The sequence below is a fragment of the 'Santalum album' aster yellows phytoplasma genome, assembly GCF_018283495.1.
Classification (GTDB): domain Bacteria; phylum Bacillota_I; class Bacilli_A; order Acholeplasmatales; family Acholeplasmataceae; genus Phytoplasma; species Phytoplasma asteris.
On the sequence record NZ_JAGVSK010000001.1, the window covers coordinates 1 to 23253 of the forward strand.

Annotated in this window: 23 protein-coding genes and 3 tRNA genes; all 26 read right to left on the bottom strand. The window is 29.1% G+C overall.

Annotated elements, in window-relative coordinates; genetic code table 11:
• Positions 1-9: 9 nt before the first annotated feature.
• A tRNA-Tyr gene (locus KE631_RS00005) sits at positions 10-93 on the bottom strand.
• 392 nt (positions 94-485) lie between these two features.
• Positions 486-2063: a YidC/Oxa1 family membrane protein insertase gene (locus tag KE631_RS00010; protein ID WP_212508863.1), complete on the bottom strand. Its 1578-nt coding sequence runs from the start codon at positions 2061-2063 to the stop codon at positions 486-488.
• An 18-nt stretch (positions 2064-2081) separates the two neighbouring features.
• Positions 2082-2429 carry a ribonuclease P protein component gene (rnpA, locus tag KE631_RS00015; protein WP_212508864.1) on the bottom strand — a complete coding sequence of 116 codons (348 nt, stop codon included), beginning with the start codon at positions 2427-2429 and terminating at the stop codon, positions 2082-2084.
• A 181-nt stretch (positions 2430-2610) separates the two neighbouring features.
• Complete coding sequence (gene rpmH / locus KE631_RS00020) at positions 2611-2745, bottom strand: 50S ribosomal protein L34 (RefSeq protein WP_024563646.1); 135 nt, start codon at positions 2743-2745, stop codon at positions 2611-2613.
• A 226-nt stretch (positions 2746-2971) separates the two neighbouring features.
• Entirely contained in the window at positions 2972-4396 is a 1425-nt protein-coding gene (gene proS / locus KE631_RS00025) for a proline--tRNA ligase (RefSeq protein ID WP_212508865.1), read from the bottom strand.
• A 382-nt stretch (positions 4397-4778) separates the two neighbouring features.
• Positions 4779-4870, bottom strand: a tRNA-Ser gene (locus KE631_RS00030).
• Positions 4871-5024: 154 nt separating this feature from the next.
• Positions 5025-5098 (bottom strand) — tRNA-Cys (locus KE631_RS00035).
• 35 nt (positions 5099-5133) lie between these two features.
• The gene (locus KE631_RS00040) at positions 5134-6396 is read right to left on the bottom strand and encodes an aminopeptidase P family protein (RefSeq protein WP_212508866.1); all 1263 of its coding nucleotides are present in this window, start codon (positions 6394-6396) and stop codon (positions 5134-5136) included.
• A 359-nt stretch (positions 6397-6755) separates the two neighbouring features.
• On the bottom strand, positions 6756-6905 hold the full coding sequence (rpmG, locus tag KE631_RS00045) for a 50S ribosomal protein L33 (protein WP_011160619.1): 150 nt from the start codon (positions 6903-6905) through the stop codon (positions 6756-6758).
• Positions 6906-7004: 99 nt separating this feature from the next.
• On the bottom strand, positions 7005-7955 hold the full coding sequence (locus KE631_RS00050) for a hypothetical protein (RefSeq protein ID WP_212508867.1): 951 nt from the start codon (positions 7953-7955) through the stop codon (positions 7005-7007).
• A gap of 92 nt (positions 7956-8047) precedes the next feature.
• Positions 8048-8266, bottom strand: coding sequence for a hypothetical protein (locus KE631_RS00055; RefSeq protein WP_212508868.1), 219 nt, complete (start codon positions 8264-8266; stop codon positions 8048-8050).
• Between the two features lie 93 nt (positions 8267-8359).
• On the bottom strand, positions 8360-8659 hold the full coding sequence (locus KE631_RS00060) for an HU family DNA-binding protein (protein WP_212508869.1): 300 nt from the start codon (positions 8657-8659) through the stop codon (positions 8360-8362).
• Between the two features lie 176 nt (positions 8660-8835).
• The gene (locus tag KE631_RS00065; protein WP_212508870.1) at positions 8836-9825 is read right to left on the bottom strand and encodes an NAD(P)H-dependent glycerol-3-phosphate dehydrogenase; all 990 of its coding nucleotides are present in this window, start codon (positions 9823-9825) and stop codon (positions 8836-8838) included.
• 212 nt (positions 9826-10037) lie between these two features.
• Entirely contained in the window at positions 10038-11474 is a 1437-nt protein-coding gene (gene der / locus KE631_RS00070; protein ID WP_212508871.1) for a ribosome biogenesis GTPase Der, read from the bottom strand.
• Positions 11475-12140 carry a (d)CMP kinase gene (gene cmk, locus KE631_RS00075; protein WP_212508951.1) on the bottom strand — a complete coding sequence of 222 codons (666 nt, stop codon included), beginning with the start codon at positions 12138-12140 and terminating at the stop codon, positions 11475-11477.
• 45 nt (positions 12141-12185) lie between these two features.
• Positions 12186-12923, bottom strand: coding sequence for a pseudouridine synthase (locus KE631_RS00080; protein WP_212508872.1), 738 nt, complete (start codon positions 12921-12923; stop codon positions 12186-12188).
• Between the two features lie 118 nt (positions 12924-13041).
• Positions 13042-13893, bottom strand: a complete 852-nt coding sequence (gene truB / locus KE631_RS00085; protein ID WP_212508873.1) for a tRNA pseudouridine(55) synthase TruB — start codon at positions 13891-13893, stop codon at positions 13042-13044.
• Positions 13894-13926: 33 nt separating this feature from the next.
• Positions 13927-14244, bottom strand: a complete 318-nt coding sequence (locus KE631_RS00090) for a thioredoxin family protein (RefSeq protein WP_034172118.1) — start codon at positions 14242-14244, stop codon at positions 13927-13929.
• A 142-nt stretch (positions 14245-14386) separates the two neighbouring features.
• On the bottom strand, positions 14387-16456 hold the full coding sequence (locus KE631_RS00095; RefSeq protein ID WP_212508874.1) for an AAA family ATPase: 2070 nt from the start codon (positions 16454-16456) through the stop codon (positions 14387-14389).
• A 237-nt stretch (positions 16457-16693) separates the two neighbouring features.
• Entirely contained in the window at positions 16694-18256 is a 1563-nt protein-coding gene (metG, locus tag KE631_RS00100) for a methionine--tRNA ligase (protein ID WP_212508875.1), read from the bottom strand.
• Positions 18257-18341: 85 nt separating this feature from the next.
• A complete protein-coding gene (gene rsmI / locus KE631_RS00105; protein WP_212508876.1) occupies positions 18342-19199 on the bottom strand; it encodes a 16S rRNA (cytidine(1402)-2'-O)-methyltransferase in 858 nt (285 codons plus the stop codon).
• A gap of 86 nt (positions 19200-19285) precedes the next feature.
• Entirely contained in the window at positions 19286-20275 is a 990-nt protein-coding gene (locus tag KE631_RS00110) for a DNA polymerase III subunit delta' (protein WP_212508877.1), read from the bottom strand.
• Positions 20272-20895: a dTMP kinase gene (gene tmk, locus KE631_RS00115; protein ID WP_212508878.1), complete on the bottom strand. Its 624-nt coding sequence runs from the start codon at positions 20893-20895 to the stop codon at positions 20272-20274. Before tmk ends, KE631_RS00110 begins: the two co-directional genes overlap by 4 nt.
• Positions 20896-20942: 47 nt before the next feature.
• On the bottom strand, positions 20943-21674 hold the full coding sequence (truA, locus tag KE631_RS00120) for a tRNA pseudouridine(38-40) synthase TruA (protein WP_212508879.1): 732 nt from the start codon (positions 21672-21674) through the stop codon (positions 20943-20945).
• 171 nt (positions 21675-21845) lie between these two features.
• Entirely contained in the window at positions 21846-22202 is a 357-nt protein-coding gene (gene rplQ, locus KE631_RS00125; RefSeq protein ID WP_011160603.1) for a 50S ribosomal protein L17, read from the bottom strand.
• A 43-nt stretch (positions 22203-22245) separates the two neighbouring features.
• A complete protein-coding gene (locus tag KE631_RS00130) occupies positions 22246-23238 on the bottom strand; it encodes a DNA-directed RNA polymerase subunit alpha (protein ID WP_212508880.1) in 993 nt (330 codons plus the stop codon).
• Positions 23239-23253: the final 15 nt, after the last annotated feature.

Genomic DNA, 23253 nt, shown 5'->3' on the forward strand with positions numbered 1-23253 from the left:
AAAAATTAATGGTGAAGGGAGGTGGATTCGAACCACCGTACCTTACGGAACAGTTTTACAGACTGCTGCGTTTAGCCACTTCGCTATCCCTCCGAAATTGCTTAACAATTTCAAATTTATTTACCTTAGATATTATAGCACATATAAAAATGAAAAGCAAGCTTTTTTGATTTTTTTTAAATTTTAATTTGGGTTGTTATTTTTGATAGGAATTTGGGGTTTGGAAAAAGATATTTTGGAATTGGATAATGGTGTTTGAAATATTTTTTTTGCAAAATAAAAAATATATTTATGAAGAAATTATCCTAACTAAATATGTTGCTTTCCAAAAAATGTTTTTTAAAAATTATTTTGCAAACCCTTTATAAAAGGTTTTTATATAAGGATGAAAATTAAGAACTGCAGAAAAAAATATAAAAGTTTTGTTTGTTTTTTACTTAGTTTGATTTTTGAATTGTTGCAAGTATTGATGAAGGAAAAAGTTTTTATAAAGCGTTTTGTTTTAATGCAAAATATTTTTGTTGCATCTTTTTTCTAGTGAGCAAAGTTTGGAAAATAGTATAGGTGTTCCCAACAATCCAATATAAAGACAATATTGGGTTAGAACGCGAGAAAAATACCATCATTAAAATCATAACAACACTCATAATTGTCATACTTTTTTCTGATTGTTTAGCTTTTTGTTTTTGTTCTGAAGTCAAATGATAAGAAGGGTTTTTTAAATAATCTGGTTTTTTAAAACTAATTTTATTCAAAATAAACATCGTTGCTCCCACTAAAAAAGAAAGCAAAAAGATAACAAAAGCGTTATTGGGATTAGAAGGGTTTAAATTAATGAATCCTAAAAAGGGCTTTTCAATTAATTTATCAGTTGCAAAAATACCTCCAGGAATAATAAAGCGACTTAAGGTTTGATTAATTGCAATAAATAAGGGAAGTTGCAAGAAAGACAATAAAAAGCCCCAAAAAGAAAAATTATTTTTGCGATAAACTTTGAAAATTTCTAACTGCATTTTTTGAGCTGAGGCAGGATCTTTTTTGAGAGCATATTTTTGCTTTACTTTTTCAATTTCGGGCTGAATTAAACTCATATTCATACTCAAAGTACTTGTTTTAGTATAAATAGGCCAAGTTAAAGTACGGATGAAAATAGTAGCTAAAACAATTCCTAACCCTAAGTTGCCAAAAAACATACCAGAAGCACCAGAAACTAAGAAAGTTGAGAAAAAATATAAAAAAGAGCCAATTGAAATTATTAAAACATTCCAAAAATAACCAAACAGGCTCCATTCCAGTCTAGAAGGAAGTTGAATTGGAACTGAAGAATTAGTTATAAAAAGTTTTCTAGATATTGAATGGTCGTTATTGTTGTTTGTAAATTTAATATCAATGTTAGATGAATCATTATTGGAAGTGTTTTTGATATTTTCTGCATAATGATCTTTGTCAAAATCTAATTTTATATTTTCTAAAGAAAGAGGGATTTTGTTTTCAGATGTTCTAAATTCTAATGCATCTTTTAATTCTTTTTTTTGATATTTATTGTTTTGAATATAATCATCATTAGTGCCTGCAGAAACTGTTAAAAAATCCTTCATTAATTTATTTTTGAATTCGGTTTTTTCTTTATCGTTTTTATTTTTAAAAACATCAGCATCTGGTTTAAAAGTTAAAAAATATTCTTTGTTATTTAATTTAGAAGGATCAAAATTAGAAAAACCTTCTACTTCAGGATCTGGTTTTTTCATTAAACCAAAAAAATATTTTGCTTGATTTTTTTTATTTAACATACCTTTAAATTCGTCTTGCATAGCTATTTGAATTTCTTTCTTTTTGTTATTGATAACATAAACCACAAAAGTATCAGCACATTCATTTAATTTAGAAGGATCTTTATTTGTAAAATATTCTTCATATTTTTCGTTACTTTTAAAAACAAAAACTTTGTCAAAAACTTCTATTTTTTCACGCTTTGGAGGAGTAAGGAGCCAAAAAAATAACCCGAATAGAAAAATTGCTAAAAATAAAAACTTTTTTTTTGAAGAATGATTTCTAACATCCATTTTAATTAACTCCTTATTTTAGTTATTTGAAAGTAATATGCGAGTTTTAGTAGCAAATTGCAAAAAGAAAGTTTTTAATTGTTGAAAAGTTAGGCTTTTGGCTTGAGCTTTAATAACAATAACAAAAAACATTTTGGGGTTAAGGCAAGGAGAAACACTCCTAATAATTGCTCTTAAACGACGTTTAATTAAATTTCTTTCGTGAGCTTTACCATATTTTTTACCAACACTTAAAGCAAATTTAAAATGAGGAAAGGCAGTTTGTTTGACGTAATAAATAATAAAAAGGGAGTTCCCGTATCTTTTTTTAGATTTAAAAACAGGGGTGATTTCGCTTTCTTTTTTAAGAATATATTTTCTTTTCATCTTCTTAATAATCCTAAAATTCTTAACTTTTATATTCAAAACATCAATTAACCATTTTAAAAAATATAAATTCCACAATTATTAATGATACAATAGCAATAAAAAAAAATTTATCAAATAAACACCGAAAAAGCGGTGTTTATTTTTGGTTTGAATTAATCAAAATCAAGTTAGTTTGATTTCAAACTGTTAGTTGCAAACGTCCTTTAGCTCTTCTTCTAGCAAGAACTTTGCATCCTCCAACAGTTGCCATTCTGGCTCTAAAACCATGAGTTCTTTTTCTTTTGATTTTACTAGGTTGATATGTTCGTTTCATAAAAAAACCTCTTTTCTATTTAATACACTTCCTTAATTATATCTTTTTTAGTATGAAATGTCAAGCCTAAAAGTTTTGAATAATTAAAAAATAGTGGTTGTGGGAGTAAAAATGTAAAAAATAAAATGTTTATAAAAAGAAAGAAAATATTTGGAGAAATGATTTAGTATTAAATGTGTTGAAACTTTTTGGTTGGCTTTTATAACAAATCATTTTTAAAATAATTTCAATAAGCTCTAGCAAATAAGACAGTTTGAAGGGCTTTTTTGTTAGTAACAGGGCAGTTAGCAGTAATTAAATTAGTTTCTAAAATAACTCTGGCAGTAGCTCCTGTTTCTTGTTTAATTTGCAATTCGGCATCAGTTCCTGAAATACTCATTGCTACATAACCACCTTGTTTGAGATAAGTTTTAAATTCTTCATAAGTGGTAGCTTGTTTGCGATTTTGTTCTAAATGTTGCAGTGCTTTTTGATACATGTTATTGTGGATGGTTTCAAATAATTGCGGGATTTGAGATGGCAAATCTTTGGTTTTGATATTTTGTTTGGCGAAGTTATATCTTTGAAAAATAGTAACTTCATCATTTTCTAAACCACGTTTGCCAATTTCTATACGCAAAGGAACACCTTTAAGTTCATATTGACTAAATTTCCAACCAGCAGTTTTGTCTTGTAGATCGAGATGAACGCGATAGTTTTTTTGAAGGATGGAAAAGAGGTTTTCGGATGTTTGTTTTACTGCATCATCTTGAGGTTGCAAAGGAATAATTACAATTTGCATAGGAGAAACATAAGGCGGTAAAACTAGTCCTTCATCATCGCTGTGAACCATAATTAAAGCTCCAATTAAACGTGTAGAAACACTCCAAGATGTTTGATGAACATATTTTTTTTGATGGTCGCAATCTTGAAATTGGATTTGAAACGATTTAGCAAAATTAGTACCTAAGTAATGAGAAGTTCCTGCTTGAAGAGCTTGTCCGTCATGCATTAACGCTTCGATAGAATAAGTGATGAGGGCTCCAGCAAATTTTTCTGTTTCGGTTTTTTTGCCACATACAAAAGGAAGGGCTAAAAGGTTTTTGCCTAACTTTTGATAAATATCAAGGATGGATAAAGTTTGCTGCATCGCTTCTTGTTCGGTAGCATGCACAGTGTGTCCTTCTTGCCACAAAAACTCTTTACCTCTTAAAAAAGGTTTAGTCGTTTTTTCCCAGCGAACCACATTGCACCATTGATTATATAACTTAGGTAAATCACGATAAGAAGTGATTGTTTTAGAATAAAATTGCGAAAATAAAATTTCTGAAGTAGGGCGAATCACTAGTTTTTCGGATAAGTTTTTTTTGCCTGTAGTTGTTATCATTGCTGCTTCTGGAGAAAATCCTTGAATATGATTTTTTTCTTTGTGAAATAGTTTTTCTGGAAAAACTAACGGAAAATAAACATTTTGATGACCTGTTTTTTGTAAAGTACAATTAAGATGTTTTTGAATATTTTCCCACAAAGCATAACCATAAGGAAGATAGATAATAAAACCTTTTGCCTCAGAATAAGCTATTAATTCAGCTTTAAGACAAACATCTGTATACCATTTTCCAAAATCAGATGAGCGAGCAGTAACTGTTTTAACTCGTTTCATTGTTTTCATTTTTGCATTACCTTTGTTTAGTTATAATATATTATAAATATTTTAATTAATGTGTTATTTGTGTTGGTTTCAGGAAAAGAACAAACTATAAGCAAAAATATTATAACATGAAAAAATAATAAAAAATAAATATTTAAAAGCATAATGATGACTTGTAAATGAAAGTCTTTTGAAAATATTTATTTTTTAAAGAATCTAACAATTCTTTTATTTCGATTTATAATAATGTTGTTATAGTTTGGAAATGACAAGAAATAATTGCAGTTGAGATGATAATTTGGTAATCCATAATAAAAAAAGGGGGGGGATAAAAGTTTTTTTATTGATTAAAAAAATACCAGATATTTATTAAAAAATAAAGGATAAAAAAATAAATTCAAAATGGCGGAGCAGAAGGGATTCGAACCCTTGCACCGATTTCTCGGACTACGTCCTTAGCAGGGACGCCTCTTATAGCCACTTGAGTACTACTCCTAAATTATATTGTATAGATTTGCAAAATAAAAAAATAAATAGGTGAATGTAAGCAAATATAAAAAATAAAAATAAAAAAAAAGGGGATGAAAAAAATAGTAATTGAGATGTGTTAAAAAAATATCCCAAAAGTGGATTAAAAAAATAAAATAAATGGAGGCCCTGAACGGATTTGAACCGTTGATCAAGCTTTTGCAGAGCCATGCCTTACCACTTGGCTACAGGGCCAAAAATCGCTTTAATGCGAGCTTGTTATAATTAAATTAATGAGTGACAAATGGTTTCATTAAAGCTTCAATGTCTTTGACTTCTTTAGGGATGTGTTTGGATAAATTAACAGCCCCTTCTTGAGTGATTAAAATGTTGTCTTCAATTCTTACTCCAATCCCTAAATCTTTTAAATATAGACCTGGTTCGACAGTAATTACGCTGTTTGTTCCAATAACACCTGTATAATTACAAACATCATGAATATCTAATCCTAAGTGATGTCCTAATCCGTGATAGCAATATTGATGGATTGTTTCGCCTTCTTTAAGTAAAGACATTTCTTTTAATCCTTGCAATAAAATATCTTTGCCATATTGGTTTAATTGCGTAAAGGTGTGATTCGGTTTTACCCAAGCAATGATTTCTTTGTTAGCTTTAAGAACTAAATTATAAATATCTTTTTGCAAAGAACTAAATTGTCCGCTTACAGGATAACAACGAGTAATATCAGAGGAATAATGATTATAAGTAACGCCAGCATCAAATAATAAAAGGTCGTTGGGTTTTAATTGGCAGTTAGGTTTGTTATAATGCAAAATTAAGGCATTTTTTCCTGAAGCAGCAATGGTTTCAAAGGATTTTTGAGTTTGGTTATTTTCCAAAAAATAATGAAAAAGAGCAGCTATTTGATATTCATACATTCCAGGTTTTAAGTTTTTTAATAAATAATTAAGGGCTTGATGATTGATATCTAGAGTTTTTTGGATTTGGGTTTGTTCGTAAACGCTTTTTGTTTGACGCAAAGAAAATAAAAAAGAAGAGCTATTATAAACTTGCAAAAAAGGATATAAAGAAGTCATTTTTTGACAATATTCTAAAGCCCAACTTGCTTTTTGGTCTAAGGTTTGCTTGGATAGGTCAAAATAAAAACCTTCTAAAGAATCCACAAAAGAACCTCTCAAAGGATTTATCATCTGAAATAAAAAAGTTTCAAAAGTTAATATGTTTTTGAGGTTTGATAAATTAATTTGAGATATCAAAGAAGAATCAGAAAAACTCAAAATATCTCCATCCCACAAGGCTTTACTAGGGTTATTTTCTTCTAAAAATAAAAAAGTATGAGATAAATTAGGTGTTTTTACCAACAATAAAATAGTGTTTGGTTGGTTAATTCCTGTCAAATAATAAAAATTATGATCAACTTCAAAAGGAAAAGTTTGATCGCCACTCTTAGTAATTGCTTTTCCAGAATAAAAAAGAGCAGCGGTGTTTGGTTTCATTTTTTGGATGAAATTATTTCTATTGTGCAAAAACATAAAAACACGATTTTCCTTTTTTAAGATAGAAATGAAAAAAATATAAGTTCATAAAGAAAACGGAAAAATGTTTAATATTAAAAAATTGGAATAAAAAAGCAGGCAAAAAACTTGGCAAAATAATTTAACTTTTTATTTGAAAAAATTTGATTTTGGGAAGTAATTGAAACTTTTGCTTTGGGAAATAATTCCAAAAATTTTTAATTTTCAAAATAATGTTTCTTTTTTAAAACATTTAAATAATTTGATTTTGGGAAGTAATTTAAACTTTTGTTTTGCGAATTTCTTGGAAAAATATTGAAAAAATTTGTTTGGCTAAAAGTTTTGCTTTTCTAAATATTAAACATTTGTTTTGTTTTTTATTTTTTTTCTCTATGTAGAGTGTGAGTTCTAGAAAAAGGACAGTATTTTTTTAATTCTAAACGTCCTGGGGTCTTTTTTTTATTTTTATCAGTATGATAATTTTCTCTTTTGCACTCTGTACAAACTAATTTTACTAAATCACGCATGTTAATTTTCTCCTAACTAATTAAGCAATATAGTACTATTATATCAAATTTTTTTAATAAATAATAAAGAGTTTTTAAAATTATTATTTTTTAGTTTTTTTATAATGAGGAGTATTTTTTATTAAGTAAACGTTTTTTAATCCATAAAAGAGTATAAGTCATAGAAACTGTAAAGACAAAAAGGCAAGAAAAGACCAAACAAACAAAGTCATAACCTGAATAAACAAAACGATAAAGTTTGTGATGGCGATTTTCCTTATCTTCTAACTTTTGGGCATTTGCAGGATTATTTAATTTTTGTTTAAAAGGAGAAAAGAAAACATAAGGAAACATTTTAAAAGGATCTCTTTTAGCTGCTTGTTTTTCTGAAGTTATAATTGGTTTGGCTTTTTGCAGATCTTGAAAATAATCTTGCATAGATAAAAAGCCAAATAAACTAAAAAAGGTCATATAAAGCAAGGGATGAATAAAAGCTATCCACATTTTTTTATAAGAAATAGCATAAGAATTGACTTTAAAATAAAAATATAGATAACATAAAGGAGCTAAAGTGTGGTGGAGATGAGAAAGAAAAAAAGAAAGACTAAATTTAGGTTCGTAAAAATGTCTACCTTTATCAATTAAAATGTGAAAAATTAAACCTGTCATCAAAATACTAACTAAACATGCAAAAACTACATAATGATACCATTTTTTTTGTCTTACTTTGGTAAAAAATAAAGCATAAACAATTAATACAAATAAATTACTTTGATGGGTAAAATACCAAACTGTTTTGATAAAAGTGTGGTGCCCAGGATAATAATCTTCTTCGTAATCTAAAATGTTGTCTTCTTTTCCTGTGGTGGCAAAATCAATTTCAGACATAAAAGTAGGGGCTTTGTACTTATATTGCAAATAAATTTGTCCTTTGTTAACACATTCTTTAAAATCACGAAAAAAAACAAGCATTAAAGTACAAATAGACAACATTAAAAAAAGAAAAACAACATTGGAATTTTTAAAATAATTTCTTAAAACAATTTTTTTAAATCTTAATTTTCTTTTCATATCGTTCCTTTTTGGTTTAACATTTAAATATTTACAAATGCAATTCAAATAATGGATAATGAAGATAAGTTATAAATTTGATTAATGATAAATTATTGCTGATGAGATTTATTTTTAGAAACAATAGGTTGAATAATGTTTTGTTCTAAGGCTTGGGGAAAAGGATATTTTTCTTCTCTCATTCTTTTAAATAACAAGTAAATAAAACCTCTTTGATAATCAATGCGAGTAATAACTGCTATTTGGGGATCGTTTTGAACTTTGGCGCGAGTTCCTATTAAATAATTTTTAGCTGTGGGTTGCAAAAGCACTAACCTACTTCCTTATGGGTTCACTTTATCAAAAAGTGTAAATAAAAAAACAAACTAGTTAGTTTGTTTTTTTATTGTAAAATATTAAAAAACTTAATAGTAAAGATTTGAAGAAACGAAAAGATCTTTAAAACTTTTGCTAAATTTGAAAGTAGGAACCTTTTTAGCTGGAATGTTAATAGTTTTACCAGTTCTTGGATTTTTTCCTTTGCGAGCACTTCTGTTTTTTACTTCAAAGGTGCCAAAACCTGTTAAAGTAACTTTTTCATCTTCTTTGAATTCTTGAAGACTTTGAGAAATAACTTCAATAAAGTTATTAAGAAATTTATCAGCTTCTTTTTGACTAACGCCATTTTTTTCAGCTAATTTTCTTAAAAATTCTAATTTGTTCATTTTTTGCCTCCTTTTCTTTTTATTTACGTACTTATTATAACATCAAAAAAATAATTTACAAGCGCAATCCAACAATTATTTTAAATTATTGGTAATTATTTGCATTTTATTCTTAATTGACTGCAGGGGTGTTTGCAAAATGGATTAAAAAAATGGTGGGTGGGTAAAAAAATAATTTAGAATTCACTTTTGAAAGGTCTTTGCATTAAAGTTGCAAAAACAGTGTCAAAGGGCTTGGATTCAAAAATTAATTGATAAGAGGCTTGAATAATGGGCAGATCTAAATTATGTTTTAATTGCAATTGATAAAAAGCATTAAGAGTTTGGAATCCTTCAATGGTTTGCAAAGAAGAGTCAATAATTTGTTGGTAAGTAATGCCTGCAGCAATTTTAGCACCAGCATTAAAATTTCTGGAGTATTTGCTAAAAGCAGTCACAATTAAATCACCTAATCCTGGAAGTCCTAAAACGGTTTGGGGGTTTCCTTGATAAAAAGTAACTAACCGCGACATTTCTAAAATACCACGACTCATCAAAGCTGCTTGAGAATTAATTCCAAAGTTCTTGGCTACTAAAATACCATTAATAAAGGCTAAAACATTTTTAAAAGCACTGCAAATTTCATTTCCTACCAAATCAGAAGAAGTATATACTTTCAAATAATTAGGGCAAGAAAATAATTTTTGAATTTCCAAGGCAAAAGCGGGATTGGAAGAAGCTGCAGTTAACAGAGTTAATTTGCGTAAAATAACTTCTTCAGCATGCGATGGACCCATTAAGGAAGCAAAATTAGCTAAAAGAGGGGCAGGAATAACTTGTTTGACAATTTCAGAAACACGCAAAAAAGTTAAAGGTTCAATACCTTTAGAAACATTGACAAACGATTTGGGAGTGGTTAACATAAGGGCAATTTGTTTGAGAAGATGACGCATAAATTTCATAGGAACTGCCAAAACTATCAAATCAGAATAATCAAGGGCTTGTTTAAGGCAAGAAACTGCTTTGACATTTACTAGTGGAGCATTAAAAATGGGATGTTTTCCTTGATTTATTTTTTCCACATAAGAAAGGTTAGTGTCATAGAGTAAAACTTGATTGTTGTTATCAGTTAAAACTTGTGCCAAAGTAGAACCCCAAGCACCACTGCCAATAATAGTAATTTTCATAAAATATAGCTTCTTTCTTGTAATCAAAATAGCAAAAACGGTCATGAAAAAAGTTACAGCAAATATGACAAAAGTTTTTTTGATAATTAAAAATAAGGTTGAATTTTTTTCAACCACTATAATTAAATCATAAAATAAGAACAAATAATAAAATACTTGCAAACAAAATGCAAAAAGAAGGAGAAGGAGAAAAAGGGGGATTCAAAATAGTTTTAAAAATTAGACTTTTTTTTATGAAAAATAATTTTGAGGGGTGTTCCTTCTAAATCAAGGCTTTTTCTAAATTGATTTTTTAAAAATCTTTCATAAGAAAAATGAATATGTTTAGGGTCATTAACAAAACAAAGAAATTCAGGAGCTTTGGTTTTAGTTTGAAAAATATATTGAAACTTAGCTTTTTTTTGATTAAAGAAAGTGGGAGGAGTTATAAGAGTTGCTTCTTGTAAAATATCGTTTAAAAGACTAGTGCTAAACTGACTTTTATAATTGTTAAAAACTTGTTTTAAAATAGCAAAAATTTGAGTAAGACGACTTTTTTTCAAAGCTGATAAGAAAATAACAGGCGCATAAGATAAAAAAACAAACTCTTGACGAATTTTTTGCTCAAAGTTCTTTAGGGTATTGGTATATTTTTCTAACAAATCCCATTTATTGACAATAATAATGCAAGCTTTATGATGTTCTAAAATAAACCCTGCAATATTTTTATCTTGTTCTAAAATACCTTCTTTAGCATCTAAAACTAAACAAGCAATATCTGCTTTTTCCAAAGCACCTAAAGCACGCAAAACGCTGTATTTGTCTTCTTGTTCATAAATTTTACCTCTTTTTTTAATACCTGCAGTGTCAATAATTTGGTATTTTTGCCCATCATTTTCAAAAAAAGTATCAACAGCATCGGTGGTAGTTCCTGCCATATCAGAGACAATCATTCTTTGAGATGCTAAAAGAGAATTAGTAAGGGTTGATTTGCCAACGTTTGGGCGTCCCACAACACAAAATTTAATAATGTTGTTGTCTTTTTCTTGGTTTTGGTTTTGTTCTGGTTCTAACAGTTGTTTTTCTGGGATTTCATAATTAAATTCGGAAGGGGGGCTTTGCAAAGGTGTATCTATTGGAAGGTCTTCTAAAAAGGAAGAATCAGAAATTAAAGCAGCATCGCGCATAAGAAAAACAATTTTATCTAACAAATCACCTATACCTATACCATGTTGAGTACTAATTGCAAAAGGAGTATCAAATCCCAGAGCATAAAATTCATAAGTGTTAGATAATAAATTGTGGTTGTCAATTTTATTAACTGCCAAAAGAACTGGTTTTTTAGTTTTATACAAAAGTTTAGCTAAATAAATGTCATTTTGAGTAAGTCCTGTTTGCCCATCAACTACAAAAACAATTACATCAGCTTCATCAACTGCAAGTTGAGCTTGTAATTTAATTTGTTCCAAAAAAGGAGTTGATTGAATTTCGATACCGCCCGTATCAATAACTCCAAATGTTTTAGTAAGCCACTCGGCAGTAGCATAAATGCGGTCCCGAGTAATGCCTGCTTTTTGATGAGTAATAGCGTGTCTTTTCCCAATAATACGGTTAAACAAACTTGATTTGCCAACATTAGGACGACCCACAATAGCAATTTTAAAAGACATTTAAGTTCTCCTTTTTTTATCAATTAAGGCAATAATTTTGGCAATTAATTCATCAATCGATAATTCGGTAGTGTCTAGTAAAATGGCATCTAAAGCTTTAGATAAGGGAGCAAGTTGGCGATGATAATCTTTATGATCGCGTTCCTTGAGTTGTTTCATAATTTGAGCAATGTCTGTGATTTTTCCTTTTTGGGCATCTTCTTGTTGTTTTCTCAAAGCTCTTTTAGTAATGTTGGCAGTAAGAAAAATTTTTAAATTAGCATCTGGCATTACAACTGTTCCAATATCTCTTCCATCCATAATTAAATTAGGAGTATTGGCACAAATTTCTTTTTGCAATTTCAATAATTTAGTTCTTACAGCAGGAATTAAAGCTACTGAAGAGACATGTTTTTCGACGTCCAAAGACTTAATTTTTAAAGAAACTTCTTCTTGATTAAGAAAAATTTTATTACAAGAATAAGAAAGATTGATTTTATCTAAAGCTTGATTAAGACTTTTTTCATGATGCCATGAAACTTTATTTTCTAACAAATATAAAGTTAGTGCCCGAAACATTGCTCCAGTATCAATGTGATTCCAACCTAATTTTTGGGACAACTTTTTACTAATAGTGCTTTTGCCAGAACCTGCCGGACCATCAATGGCGATTTTAAAACTTTTCATATGCATATATAACTAACTCCTTATAGTGATCTTAAATTTACTAAATTAATGCGGTATTTGAGTAGTTAAGGTTTTTAATTTTTTGATTTCATGAATTTTTAAAGGGCGATAAGCACCTATTGTGAGATTTTCAATAGTTAAAAAAGAATAACGATAACGTTTTAACTTTAAAACTTGATAGCCTAAAGCTTGCAGCATTTTACGAACTTGCCTGTTTTTTCCTTCAGTTATTACTAGCTTTAACCAAGTAGAAGGTTTGGGTGTATAAGAACTTTTCAAAATATCAATTTCTTTACAAACAGCCAAATAATTTTTATCAATGATAATTCCTTTGCGGAATGTGGCAAGGTCTTTTTTTTGCAAACAAGCATTAATTTTAACATGATATTCTTTAGGAATACAAAAGGAAGGATGGGTTAATTTTTGAGTAAGATCGCCGTCATTAGTAATTAAAAGTAGTCCTGTAGTATTAAAATCAAGACGTCCTATCGGATATAATCTTTGTATGCTTGCTTCTTCGATTAAATCCAAAACAGTAGGGCGTTTTTTATTGTCTTTGGCAGTGGAAAGAAATCCATGGGGCTTGTTGAGCAAAAAATAAGAATAAGTGGTTTTGGTGATCAGTTTGTCATCCAAAGTTATAATGTCGCTGGAAGATACTTTGGTTCCTAATTCAGAAATAATTTTGCCATTAACTTTAATGCGTTTTTCTAAAATTAAAATTTCTGCTTTTCTTCTAGATGCCACATTTGCATAAGCCAAAACTTTTTGTAATCTTTGCATTATTTTCCAATCCTTCCTTACTTGATTGTGTGGTTTGATGTTTAAAAACTTATTATTAAAATATTGTTCAAAAATGTCTTTTGTTTTTCTAATAGTTAATAATTAAAAATATTGCAAATTAAAAAAAATAACGCGGATAATATTTATTTTCATCCAAGGTATCATAATAAGCAACAAAATTTTTATTACTATCTTTAACTATAAAAGGTTTTTTAGTAGTTATTTGTCTTTGGTCTAAATGAGTGCCGTTTTTTACTAACTTAATTAAATAATCATTTAAAATAAGTTCATCGTAAGCAGCAAAAAAAGTACTATCCAAAATCAAATCATTGAGTTCTAAATTTTCAATAGTTTTAGCGTTTTGCAATAAATGCGTGCCAATTGCAGTTCTTTGCAAACGAAGAAGAGCACCATAAGTATTTAATTGCAAAGCTAGATCGCGCGCAAGACTTCTAATATAAGTTCCTTTGGAAACATGTGCCAAAAAATCTACTTGGTCGCGACAAAGCAAAGATGTTTTTTCAAAATTATGAATAAAAACTTCTCTTGGAGGAATATCTACAACTTGATTTTTGCGTGCTAAACGATACATTTTTTTTCCTTTAATTTTAACTGCTGAAAACATAGGAGGTATTTGCAAATACTTTTTTTGATGAAAAGATGCAAAACTTTTTTGGATGGTACAATCAGTTAAAGGGGTGTTTTTGGTATCCAACAATTTACCTGTCACATCCAAAGTATCATAATGTTTATTAAAAAGAAAGGTTCCTTGATAAGTTTTTGGTAGTTTATCGAACAAAAAAGCCAGTTTAGTGGCTTTACCCACACAAATAATTAAAAGTCCTGAGGCTAAAGGATCAAGAGTTCCTGTGTGTCCTACTTTGTCAAAATGAAATTTTTTTTTAATTTGAAAAACTACATCATGTGATGTCATCTTTTCTGGTTTGTTGACTAAAAAAAATCCGTTCATAACGTTTGATTTTGCTTTCGGTTTGTGGTAAAATTATTTATAAGAATGTAAAAATTTAAGCAAGTCTTCTTTATTTAGAAACCCACTATGTCTTGCTAATTCTTTTTTATCTTTGTATAAAATAAGGGTGGGAAAGCCAGAAACGCCTTTTTCTAATGCTAATTGTCTAAAAAAATCAACGTCTACTTTGTAAAAAAGAATGTCTTTTTCTAAAAGGCAAACTTCATCCAAAACAGGCAATAATCTTTGACATGGAGGACACCATGTAGCAAAAAAATCAACAACTACCAATTGTTGTGTGGCAGTTATGGTTTCAAAATCTTGTCCTTGATAATTCATTAAATTACTCATTATATTTAAAACTCCTTTTGTTTTTTTGGGGTTTGGGTTTTGGCATACACCATTTATTATAATTTAAAAAATGTTAATTAATAAAGATATGTTTTATTTATTTTAATTTTTAAAACAAAATGAAAAAATGCATTTTTATGAATCATATTTTTTTGGAAATTTGTTCGTTTGAGAATTGTTTTCTAATCCGTTTAATGTTAAGGCAACCATAAAGCAAAAACACAAATGAAGACAAAGAAAGGGTTATTTTAATTAATAAGTTTAACCAATCAAAATATTTTTCTTCTTGGAAAATAAAATCTTTGTATTTAAGAGAAGCTATTTTTTGTTCCAAAATGTTTTGAGAAATAGGTTTTAGTTTGCGATAAAAAGGGACTCCGTTTTTATCAATTAATTTGATATGGTAATAAAAACCTTCCAGCCAACTATTTTTAGCAACATAAGTAATTTTTTTGGTTTCATAATTATCAATTTTATTCAATAAATCAGAAACAGCAATGTTGGAAGTGGAATTTATAAAAGGCAAATGATAATAGCAATCAAAAGAAAACAACAAAATAGAAAACAACAAACTTACCACAATTAAAAAGGGGGTGATAATTTTTTTCTTGAAAATAAAATAATTTTTAGGAATAGCAAACAACCAATAAATGGTTTTAAAAATTAAAATTGTTGATAATAAAAGAAAAAGGACAAAAAGCAAAGTGCAAATAAAATGCCAAATAGTAGTTTTGTTAAAACCTTTTGCAAGTTGGAATGGTTGAATTTTAATTTCTTTCATATCTTTTATTTGTTTGTTTTGTAAAAATTCTTTAATTTGTGGCATTGGAGTGATATTTTGTTCTTGTAATTTTTGAGACAATTCTTTAATTAAAGGTTCATTTAATTTCACTAAAGCTTTGGCATCAGAAAAACATTTTTTTAAAATATCTCTTTGTAAATCTTCTTTATCTTTAACTGATATCGAATTATAACCAAAAAAACGTGTTAGTTCTTGGGATTTGTGGAAAGCCTCAACAAAATCAGAACAAGCTTTATCAATAGTTGTTTCGAAAATCACTTCTTCAGCAGCTTTTCCTGCTAAAAAAACGGTAATTTCTTGGATTAAAGTTTCTTTTAATAAAATATTAGGGGTCTGTTCTTTAGCAAATAAAGTCAATATTTTATCCGAAGAGCGTGGAATTAAAGAAACCGAACTTAAAAAATGAGTGTTTTTGACTTGGCTGATAATTATTTTAGCAGCTGCATGAATAGCAACAATTTCTTTTTCTTTGTGATTATATGTTTTGGAAGAATTTGTTATCCCTAATAAAACGTTTTCTTTAGCTTGAATAATTGTTTCAGAAGAAATTTTTTGCAATTCTTGTTCTTTGTTTTTTTCTGCTTGAAGCATTGAAGCCTCATTTAAAATGGCTTTGAGTTGAGCGCCACTGAATCCTTGGGTTTCTTGGGCTAATTGTTCTAAATTAATATCTTCATCAGCTATTTGTTTGCCTTTAGCACATAATTTTAAAATAGCTTTTCTTGCTTTAAGGTCAGGGAGCAAAACATTAACTACATAATCAAAACGTCCTGGACGAAGCAAGGCAGAATCTAGAGATTCTACTCTGTTAGTAGCAGCTATCACAATGACATTATTTTCATTATCTTTGGATTTAACCCCATCCATTTGATTTAATAATTCTGTAGTTATTTCTTTTTCTTTTTGGCTAAAATCGTTTCTAGCAATACCAAAAGAATCAATTTCATCAATAAAAATAATGCTTGTTTTATGGGTTTTTGTTTTTTCAAACAAATCTCTTACTTTTTTAGCACCATCACCATGAATTCTTTGCAAAAAATCAGTACCACTAAAAGCATAAAAGGATGCGTCTGATTCGCCTGCAAGAGCTTTTGCAAGTAAGGTTTTTCCTGTTCCTGGAGGTCCATAAAACAAAATTCCTTTAGGAATTTTGGCTCCTGCTTCATGATATTTTTTAGGTTCTTTTAAAAAATCAATAAAACGTTGGAGAAGTTGTTTTTCTTCTTCCATCCCTGCCACATCATTAAATTTAGTTTCACTTGAGGTTGGCTCAAAATCCGTTTTGTTTTGTTGTTTGGAAGATCTTTTTGTTCTTTTTTTGGCAGTTTGTTTAGCAATTGTTTCTTGTGATTGTGGTTGTTCGGATTCTTTTTCTGGATTAGTTTTTTTGGGTATTGCCCCTTTTACCATTAAATTTGCAAAAAGAAAATAATTCCAAAAAGATATTATAAAAAGGACCAGGCAACATCGCAAAAAGTTCTTTTTTAAAATTATAATCATTGGATCCATACCCATTCTTCGAGAAATTAAAATTAATTATGAATTCATTATTTTAAATGTGAACATATAAATGTAATAATATAAAGAAGTTTCAAAAAAGTGCAAACTCATTAAAATAAATAAAATTATTGTATGTTAATAATTTAATTATCTAGGTAAAACTTCATCAATTTCCAAACGATTAAATAAAATATGATAATTATCTAATTTTTGACTTGAAAGAAGCCCGAAAGTATCTAAACTTTCAAAAGTAATATCGGAGGCTTTGAGTTGAGTTAAAATTTTATGAGCAGTTTGAGGTAAAAAAGGTTGCAATAAAACTCCTAAAAACCTTAAAGTTTCTACCAAAGAATATAGTGTGTGGTCTAATAGTTGTTGTTTTTCAGGATTTTTAAATAAATTCCAAGGTTCTACCAAATCAATGTATTTATTAGCAAAACGAGCCAAATTCATAATTTCTTTCAAGGCATCTCCTACTTTACAATCTTGCATTTTGAGAAGAACCAAAGGAAGAGTTGCTAAAGCTTGTTTGGATAAATCAAATTTGGGATCTAAATTAGTTGTAATTAAAGTTTTGGATAAATTATTTTGGCGATAACTTTTTACCATCCCAAAAACTCTATGAACTAAATTTCCCAAAACATTAGCTAGGTCATTATTGTGCCTTTCTACTAACAATTCATAAGTGATATTACCATCTTGAGCATAAGGAATTTCTGATAGAACAAAATAACGAATGGAATCCACCGGAAAATATTTTAACAAATCATCAACGTACAAAACGTTACCTTTAGATTTAGACATTTTATTTTTATCAAACAAAATCCATGGATGGGTTAAAAACTGTTTGGGTAGTGAAATTTCAAGTGCCATCAATAAAATAGGCCAGTAGATAAGGTGAAACCTTAAAATATCTTTACCAATAACATGCATATCACAGGGCCAATATCGATTAAACTGACTATTTTTGGATGTAGGATTGTAGTCTAGTCCGGTTAGATAATTGCTTAGAGCATCAATCCAAACATAAATAACGTGTTTGGGGTCAAAAGGAACGGGAATGCCCCACTTGAAAGAAGTTCTAGAAACAGACAAATCTGCTAATGGTTCTTTTAATAAATTTAACAGCTCTTTTCTTTGGGCATCAGGTTTAATTAAGGAGGGATTGTTTTCTAAATATTGCAATAACTGGGGTTGATATTTGGAAAGCTTAAAAAAATAAGTTTCTTCGCTGATTAAAATAGGAGTTTCACCATTAAAAGTTTTTCCATCAATTAAATCTTTGGCAGCCACATAAGATTCTTCAGCAACTGAATAAAGCCCTTGATATTTTCCTAAATAAATATCTCCTTGTTGCCATAACTTGTAAAAGATGGCTTGAACTTTTTGTTTGTGGTGGGGATTGGTAGTTTTTGCAAATTTATCGTAACTTACTTGCATTAAATCATAAATTCTTTTAATTTCCAAAGATATTTGGTCTACGTATTCTTGGGGATTTTTGCCTTGTTGCAAAGCTTTGGCAGCAATTTTTTGTCCGTGTTCATCGGTTCCTGTTTGAAACAAAACATCAAATCCTTCTAGGCGTTTGAAACGAGCAATGGCATCAGCTAAAATAGATTCGTAAACGTTTCCAATGTGCGGAATGCCAGAAGCATAGGCAATTGCTGTGGAAAGAAAAAATTTAGGTTTTTGGTTGGGGGTTGTTTTCATAAAAACTCCTTAAATAAATTGTGACAAAAATATTTTTTAATTGTGGGTTGTTGGGAAAAATCTGCATGTGGTTTGGGAAATCAAATCAAGATTGGGGGTTTTTGATTTTGTATTGGTGATAAATTTCTTTTTTGGTAATGTTTCTTTCTTGAGCAACTTTGCTAAAAGCCTCTTTTTCGTTAAAGCCTAATTTAAGGTAAAAAAGAACGTGATCGTTTATGCTTAGAGCAAGCAAATGTTCGTTGGGATTGGGGTTACCTGCAACAACAATGACATATTCGCCCTTATTAATTAAATCAAATTCTAAAATAGAGTCAAGATTGCCATTGATAATGGTTTCGAATTTTTTAGTCAATTCGCGTGCTAAAGAAATTTTTCTATTACCATATAATTTATGTATTAAAAGTAAAGTCTTTTTAATTCTATGAGGAGATTCGTAAATAACAAGGCTTTCTGAGGCGTTTTTATATTGGAGTAAATATTTTTCCAAAGCTTGAGACAAGCGGGGTAAAAAAGCCAAAAAGATAAAAGGTGAGGGGATGGCAGAAGTCATAAAAGCAGTTAAAAAAGCAGATACTCCTGGAATCGCTACCACATTAAAACCATGTTTTTGCATTTCACAAACCAAAGAAAACCCAGGATCGCTAATAAGAGGAGTGCCTGCATCACTAATTAAGGCAATATTTTTTCCTTGTGATAAAAGTTCTAAAATTTGATGTAGCCTTCTTGTTTGATTGTGTTCATAATAAGAAAGTAAAGGTGTTTGGATTTGATAAGTGTGTAAAAGTTTTTTGGCTCTTCTAGTATCTTCTGCTAAAATTAAAAAAACTTCTTTTAAAGTGGCAAGTGCTCTTAAGGTGATGTCTTCTAAATTGCCTATGGGAGTTGCTACCAAATATAAAGTAGGTTTGGCGTTGCAAAAACTTTGTTGTTGAAATAACATATTTTTTACCTTATTTGTTGGGTTTGGGTGTGTGCAAAATTTTATATTGCTTTAAATAGGGGGGGGAGGTGCACATTTTTAAAGATTTAAAATGAAAGTCTTTGGGCTTCTAATTGAATTAACAAAGCCATGAAAAGATTTTCTTGATTAGATAATATATTTTGTTTTTTGTAAATTTGGTGAATAATTTTTAAAATATTAAAAGTGGTTGGAAGGGGTAGGGTTTGATAGTATTTTTGATATTCTGGATTTGTTAAAATTTGTGTTTTGGAAAAATAAATGGGTGTTTTGGAGTTAGGTGTTTTTTCATATAAAATATCAGAAAAAAAACATAATAACACTGATAAAAAATCATTTAAAAAATGAGGACAAGAGATAATTTTTGCAAGCAGAGGAGAGTCAAAAACTGCTAATTTTAATGAAATTGTTTTTGGGAATTGAATAAGAAAATCCAAAAAAAATTGTTTAAAATTTTGATAATAATCGCTGGCAATAAATAAATCCATTTGATCGGAATTTTTATTTATTAAATTACTTAAGGAAAAATCAAAAGCATCTATTTGGGATTTGGTTTTAGAGTCTAAATTTTGTGATTTTGCATCCACAGTATCAGAGATATTAATAATTTGACAACGAGAAACTATGGTTGGTAAAACTTGTTCTAAATTATTTGTTAATAAAAAACCTATAGTATTGTTGTTGGAAGGATTTTCAAAAAAATGCAATAAACTGTTGGAAGTTTGGGTAGTTATTTTTTCTATTTCTTCAATTACATAAATTCTTTGGGTTCCGAATAAAGAAGTTTGCAAAAAGTTTTTTTGAAATTGCAAAATTTGTTCTTTGGTAAAAAGATGGTTTTGTTTGGTTAAATAATAAAAATTGGGGTATTGCGAATTAAGTAAGGTATCTTTTTTCAAAAGATGAGGGTCATGAGGTTTGAAAATACGATAGGCAAGCCCCAAAACAAATAATTTTTGTTGGGAAAGAGTGGAGCCAACAACTAAATAAAGATGGGCGAGTTTATTATTTTGGATAATTTGGTTAAATTTGGCTAACAAAGATTGGGTTTTGTTCATAATTCTATTTGAAAGACTTCTTTGAGTTTTTGTTCAATGATGTTATAAATGTTTTCCAAGGGCTTGCTTGCATCAATTAAAAAAATTCTTTTTTGTTGGTCTTTTTGACAAAGGTCAAGGTAGCCTTTGCGTACTTTTTTATGAAAAGACAGTTTTTGCAAATCAAACGAATTAATTTCTTTAGGTCTAAATTGTTTGACTCTTTGAATGCCTATTTTAGGGTCTAAATCTAGATAAAAAGTAATGTTGGGCATGTAATTTAGAGCAAAATTATTAATATTTAAAACAAAATCTTGACTTAAACCGCGAGCATAAACTTGATAAGCTATAGTCGAATCTAAATAACGATCACAAATAACTATTTTGTTTTGTTGTAAAGCAGGAATAATTAATTTGCTTAAATGTTCTGCTCTATCTGCTGCAAATAACAAAGCCTCAGTGTAGAAATCTATTTGTTTGTTAGAAGAATGCAACAAAATATTTCTAATTACTTCATTAAATAAACCGCCACCAGGTTCTTTGGTTAAAACACACGAATATTTTTTACTTAATTTTTCAAATAAATAACGTGAATGGGTGGTTTTTCCGGTGCCTTCACAACCTTCAAAAGAAATAAACATTTAGTATAAATTCTCCTTTTTGTGTATTTTTATTTATTGTCACAAAATCAATAAAAAATTTTTTTTAAAACTAAGGCTTTAGCAGGAGCCAAAAGGGTGGCTTTTTTAGTTGTGTTGCCTAATAACATCGCTTGAAATTGTTCCAAAGAAAGTTTATTTTTACCAATTTCAATTAAACTTCCTACCAAAAAACGAATCATATATTTTAAAAAACCGTTTCCATGAAAAACTAAAATATATTTGTGTGAAGTTTCTTTGAGAAAGGCTTGAAAAATGGTTTTAGAAAAATTTTTAGGTTGGGTCTCACTAGTAAAAGCAAAAAAATTATGGGTGCCTTCAATAAATTTTAGGGCTTTGGTGATTTTATCAAAATCAAGTTTGTCAGCAAAAATTTGAAAATGATGGTTAAAAGCGTTGATAGGTTTTTTGGAAAAAACATATTGATAAATTTTTGATTTCGCTGAATAACGAGCATGAAAATTAGGAGTGGCAAAGTTCATTTGTCTAACTCTAATATCAGGAGGCAAAAAATAATTAAGAGTTTTTTGGAAATGTGTGGGTTTTAGAAAAAAAGTGGTTTGGAAATGGAGGGTTTGCCCTTGGGAATGGACTCCTTTATCGGTTCTACTAGCTGCAAAATTAGGGATGTTTTGATGGGTCATTTTTTTTAAAGCTTTTTCAAAAGTTTGTTGTACGGTTATTTTTTGAGGTTGTTTTTGATATCCATAATAACAAGTGCCATCATAGCTTAAAATTAATTTATAAAAAAAGTGTTGCAAAAATGCCTCCTTGTGTAACTACAAAATATTTATTAAGAATTTAAAATGGGAAATAAGGAGTGAAGAAAAAAGGGGTTAATATTAAAAAAACCTCCTTAATCCTTAAGATAAGAAGGTTTTGATAATTTAAGTTTTTTGAGCAAGAACCTAAAAATGCTTGGTTAATTGTTATTAAACAAAAGCAATAATTGCCATTGGAGCACCATCACCACGACGAGGAACAGTTTTAATAACTCTAGTATACCCACCTTGACGATCAAGATATTTAGAGGAGATATCTTTAAATAGTTTTTGCAAAACTGTAGTGTCATCGTTGATTTTTTCATCAAAAAGATGTCTTTTGGCTTGGCGTCTAGTATGCAAAGTATTTTTTTTAGATAAAGTAACCATTTTATCAGCTAATTTTTGTAATTCTTTAGCTTTGGATTCAGTTATCATAATTTTTTCTTGCACAATTAAATCAGTCATTAAAGTTCTTAACAAAGCTCTTCTTTGAGATTTATTGCGTCCTAATTTGCTAAAAGGCATAAAATTTATCTGTCCTTTCTATTTTCTAATGTGTTTTTTAGTTTTAATTTTTGTCTTTGTCTTCTTCAACGCTGTGATGCAAAACTTCTTTAAGATAATCATTGAATTCTAAACCGTATTCTAAAAATTTATCTTTTAATTCTTGGAAAGATTTTCGTCCTAAGCTTTTAAGTTTGACAACTTCTTTTTCACTTAATTTTACTAAAGCAGCAACTGTGTCAATCCCTGCTCTTTTAAGACTGTTAAAAAGCCTTACAGATAAATCTAGTTGTTCAATTTCTAAATCTAGTACGTAATTGTGAGTTTCTTTTTTAGATTCAGAAACAAATTCTACATGAGCAGGTTTTTGGCTTAATTCTACTAAAACATTAAAATGATCTACTAAAATGCTAGCTGCAGTTGCTAAAGCTTCTTTAGCTAAAAGAGCGCCGTTAGTGGTAATTTCAATAGTTAATTCGTCTTTGTTGCCTAATTTTTTTTCTACTTGATAAGAAACATTGACAACAGGAGTAAATAAAGAATCAATTGCAATAACGCCTACTTGATTTTCGCCGTGAACTTTGTTGTCTTTGGCGCCAACATAACCAATGCCTTTTTTAATGGTAACTGTCATATGAAAGCAAACATCATCAGAAAGGGTGGTAATGTAATGATCGGGGTTGATGATTTTAACTCCTGCAGGCAATTCGAAAGAAGAAGCGGTTAGGCGTTGTGGTCCTTTGGCAATTAGTTCTAGTTTTTCTTCAAAATCATCTGATTCGTCGTCTACGGCAAAAACAATTTTTTTTAAATTTAAAATAATTGTCATGACATCTTCATAAACGCCAGGAATAGTGGTAAATTCTTGTTCTACTCCTTGAATTTTAACATTTACAATAGCAGTACCAGGCAAAGAAGATAACAAAACTCTTCTTAGAGCGTTTCCTACAGTAATGCCGTATCCTCTTTCTAAAGGTTTAATGGTGAATTTCCCAGAAATGGGATTTTCATCAATTTCTTCAACAAAAAAAGGTTTAATAAATTTAATATTTTTCATAATTACTCCTTGAAA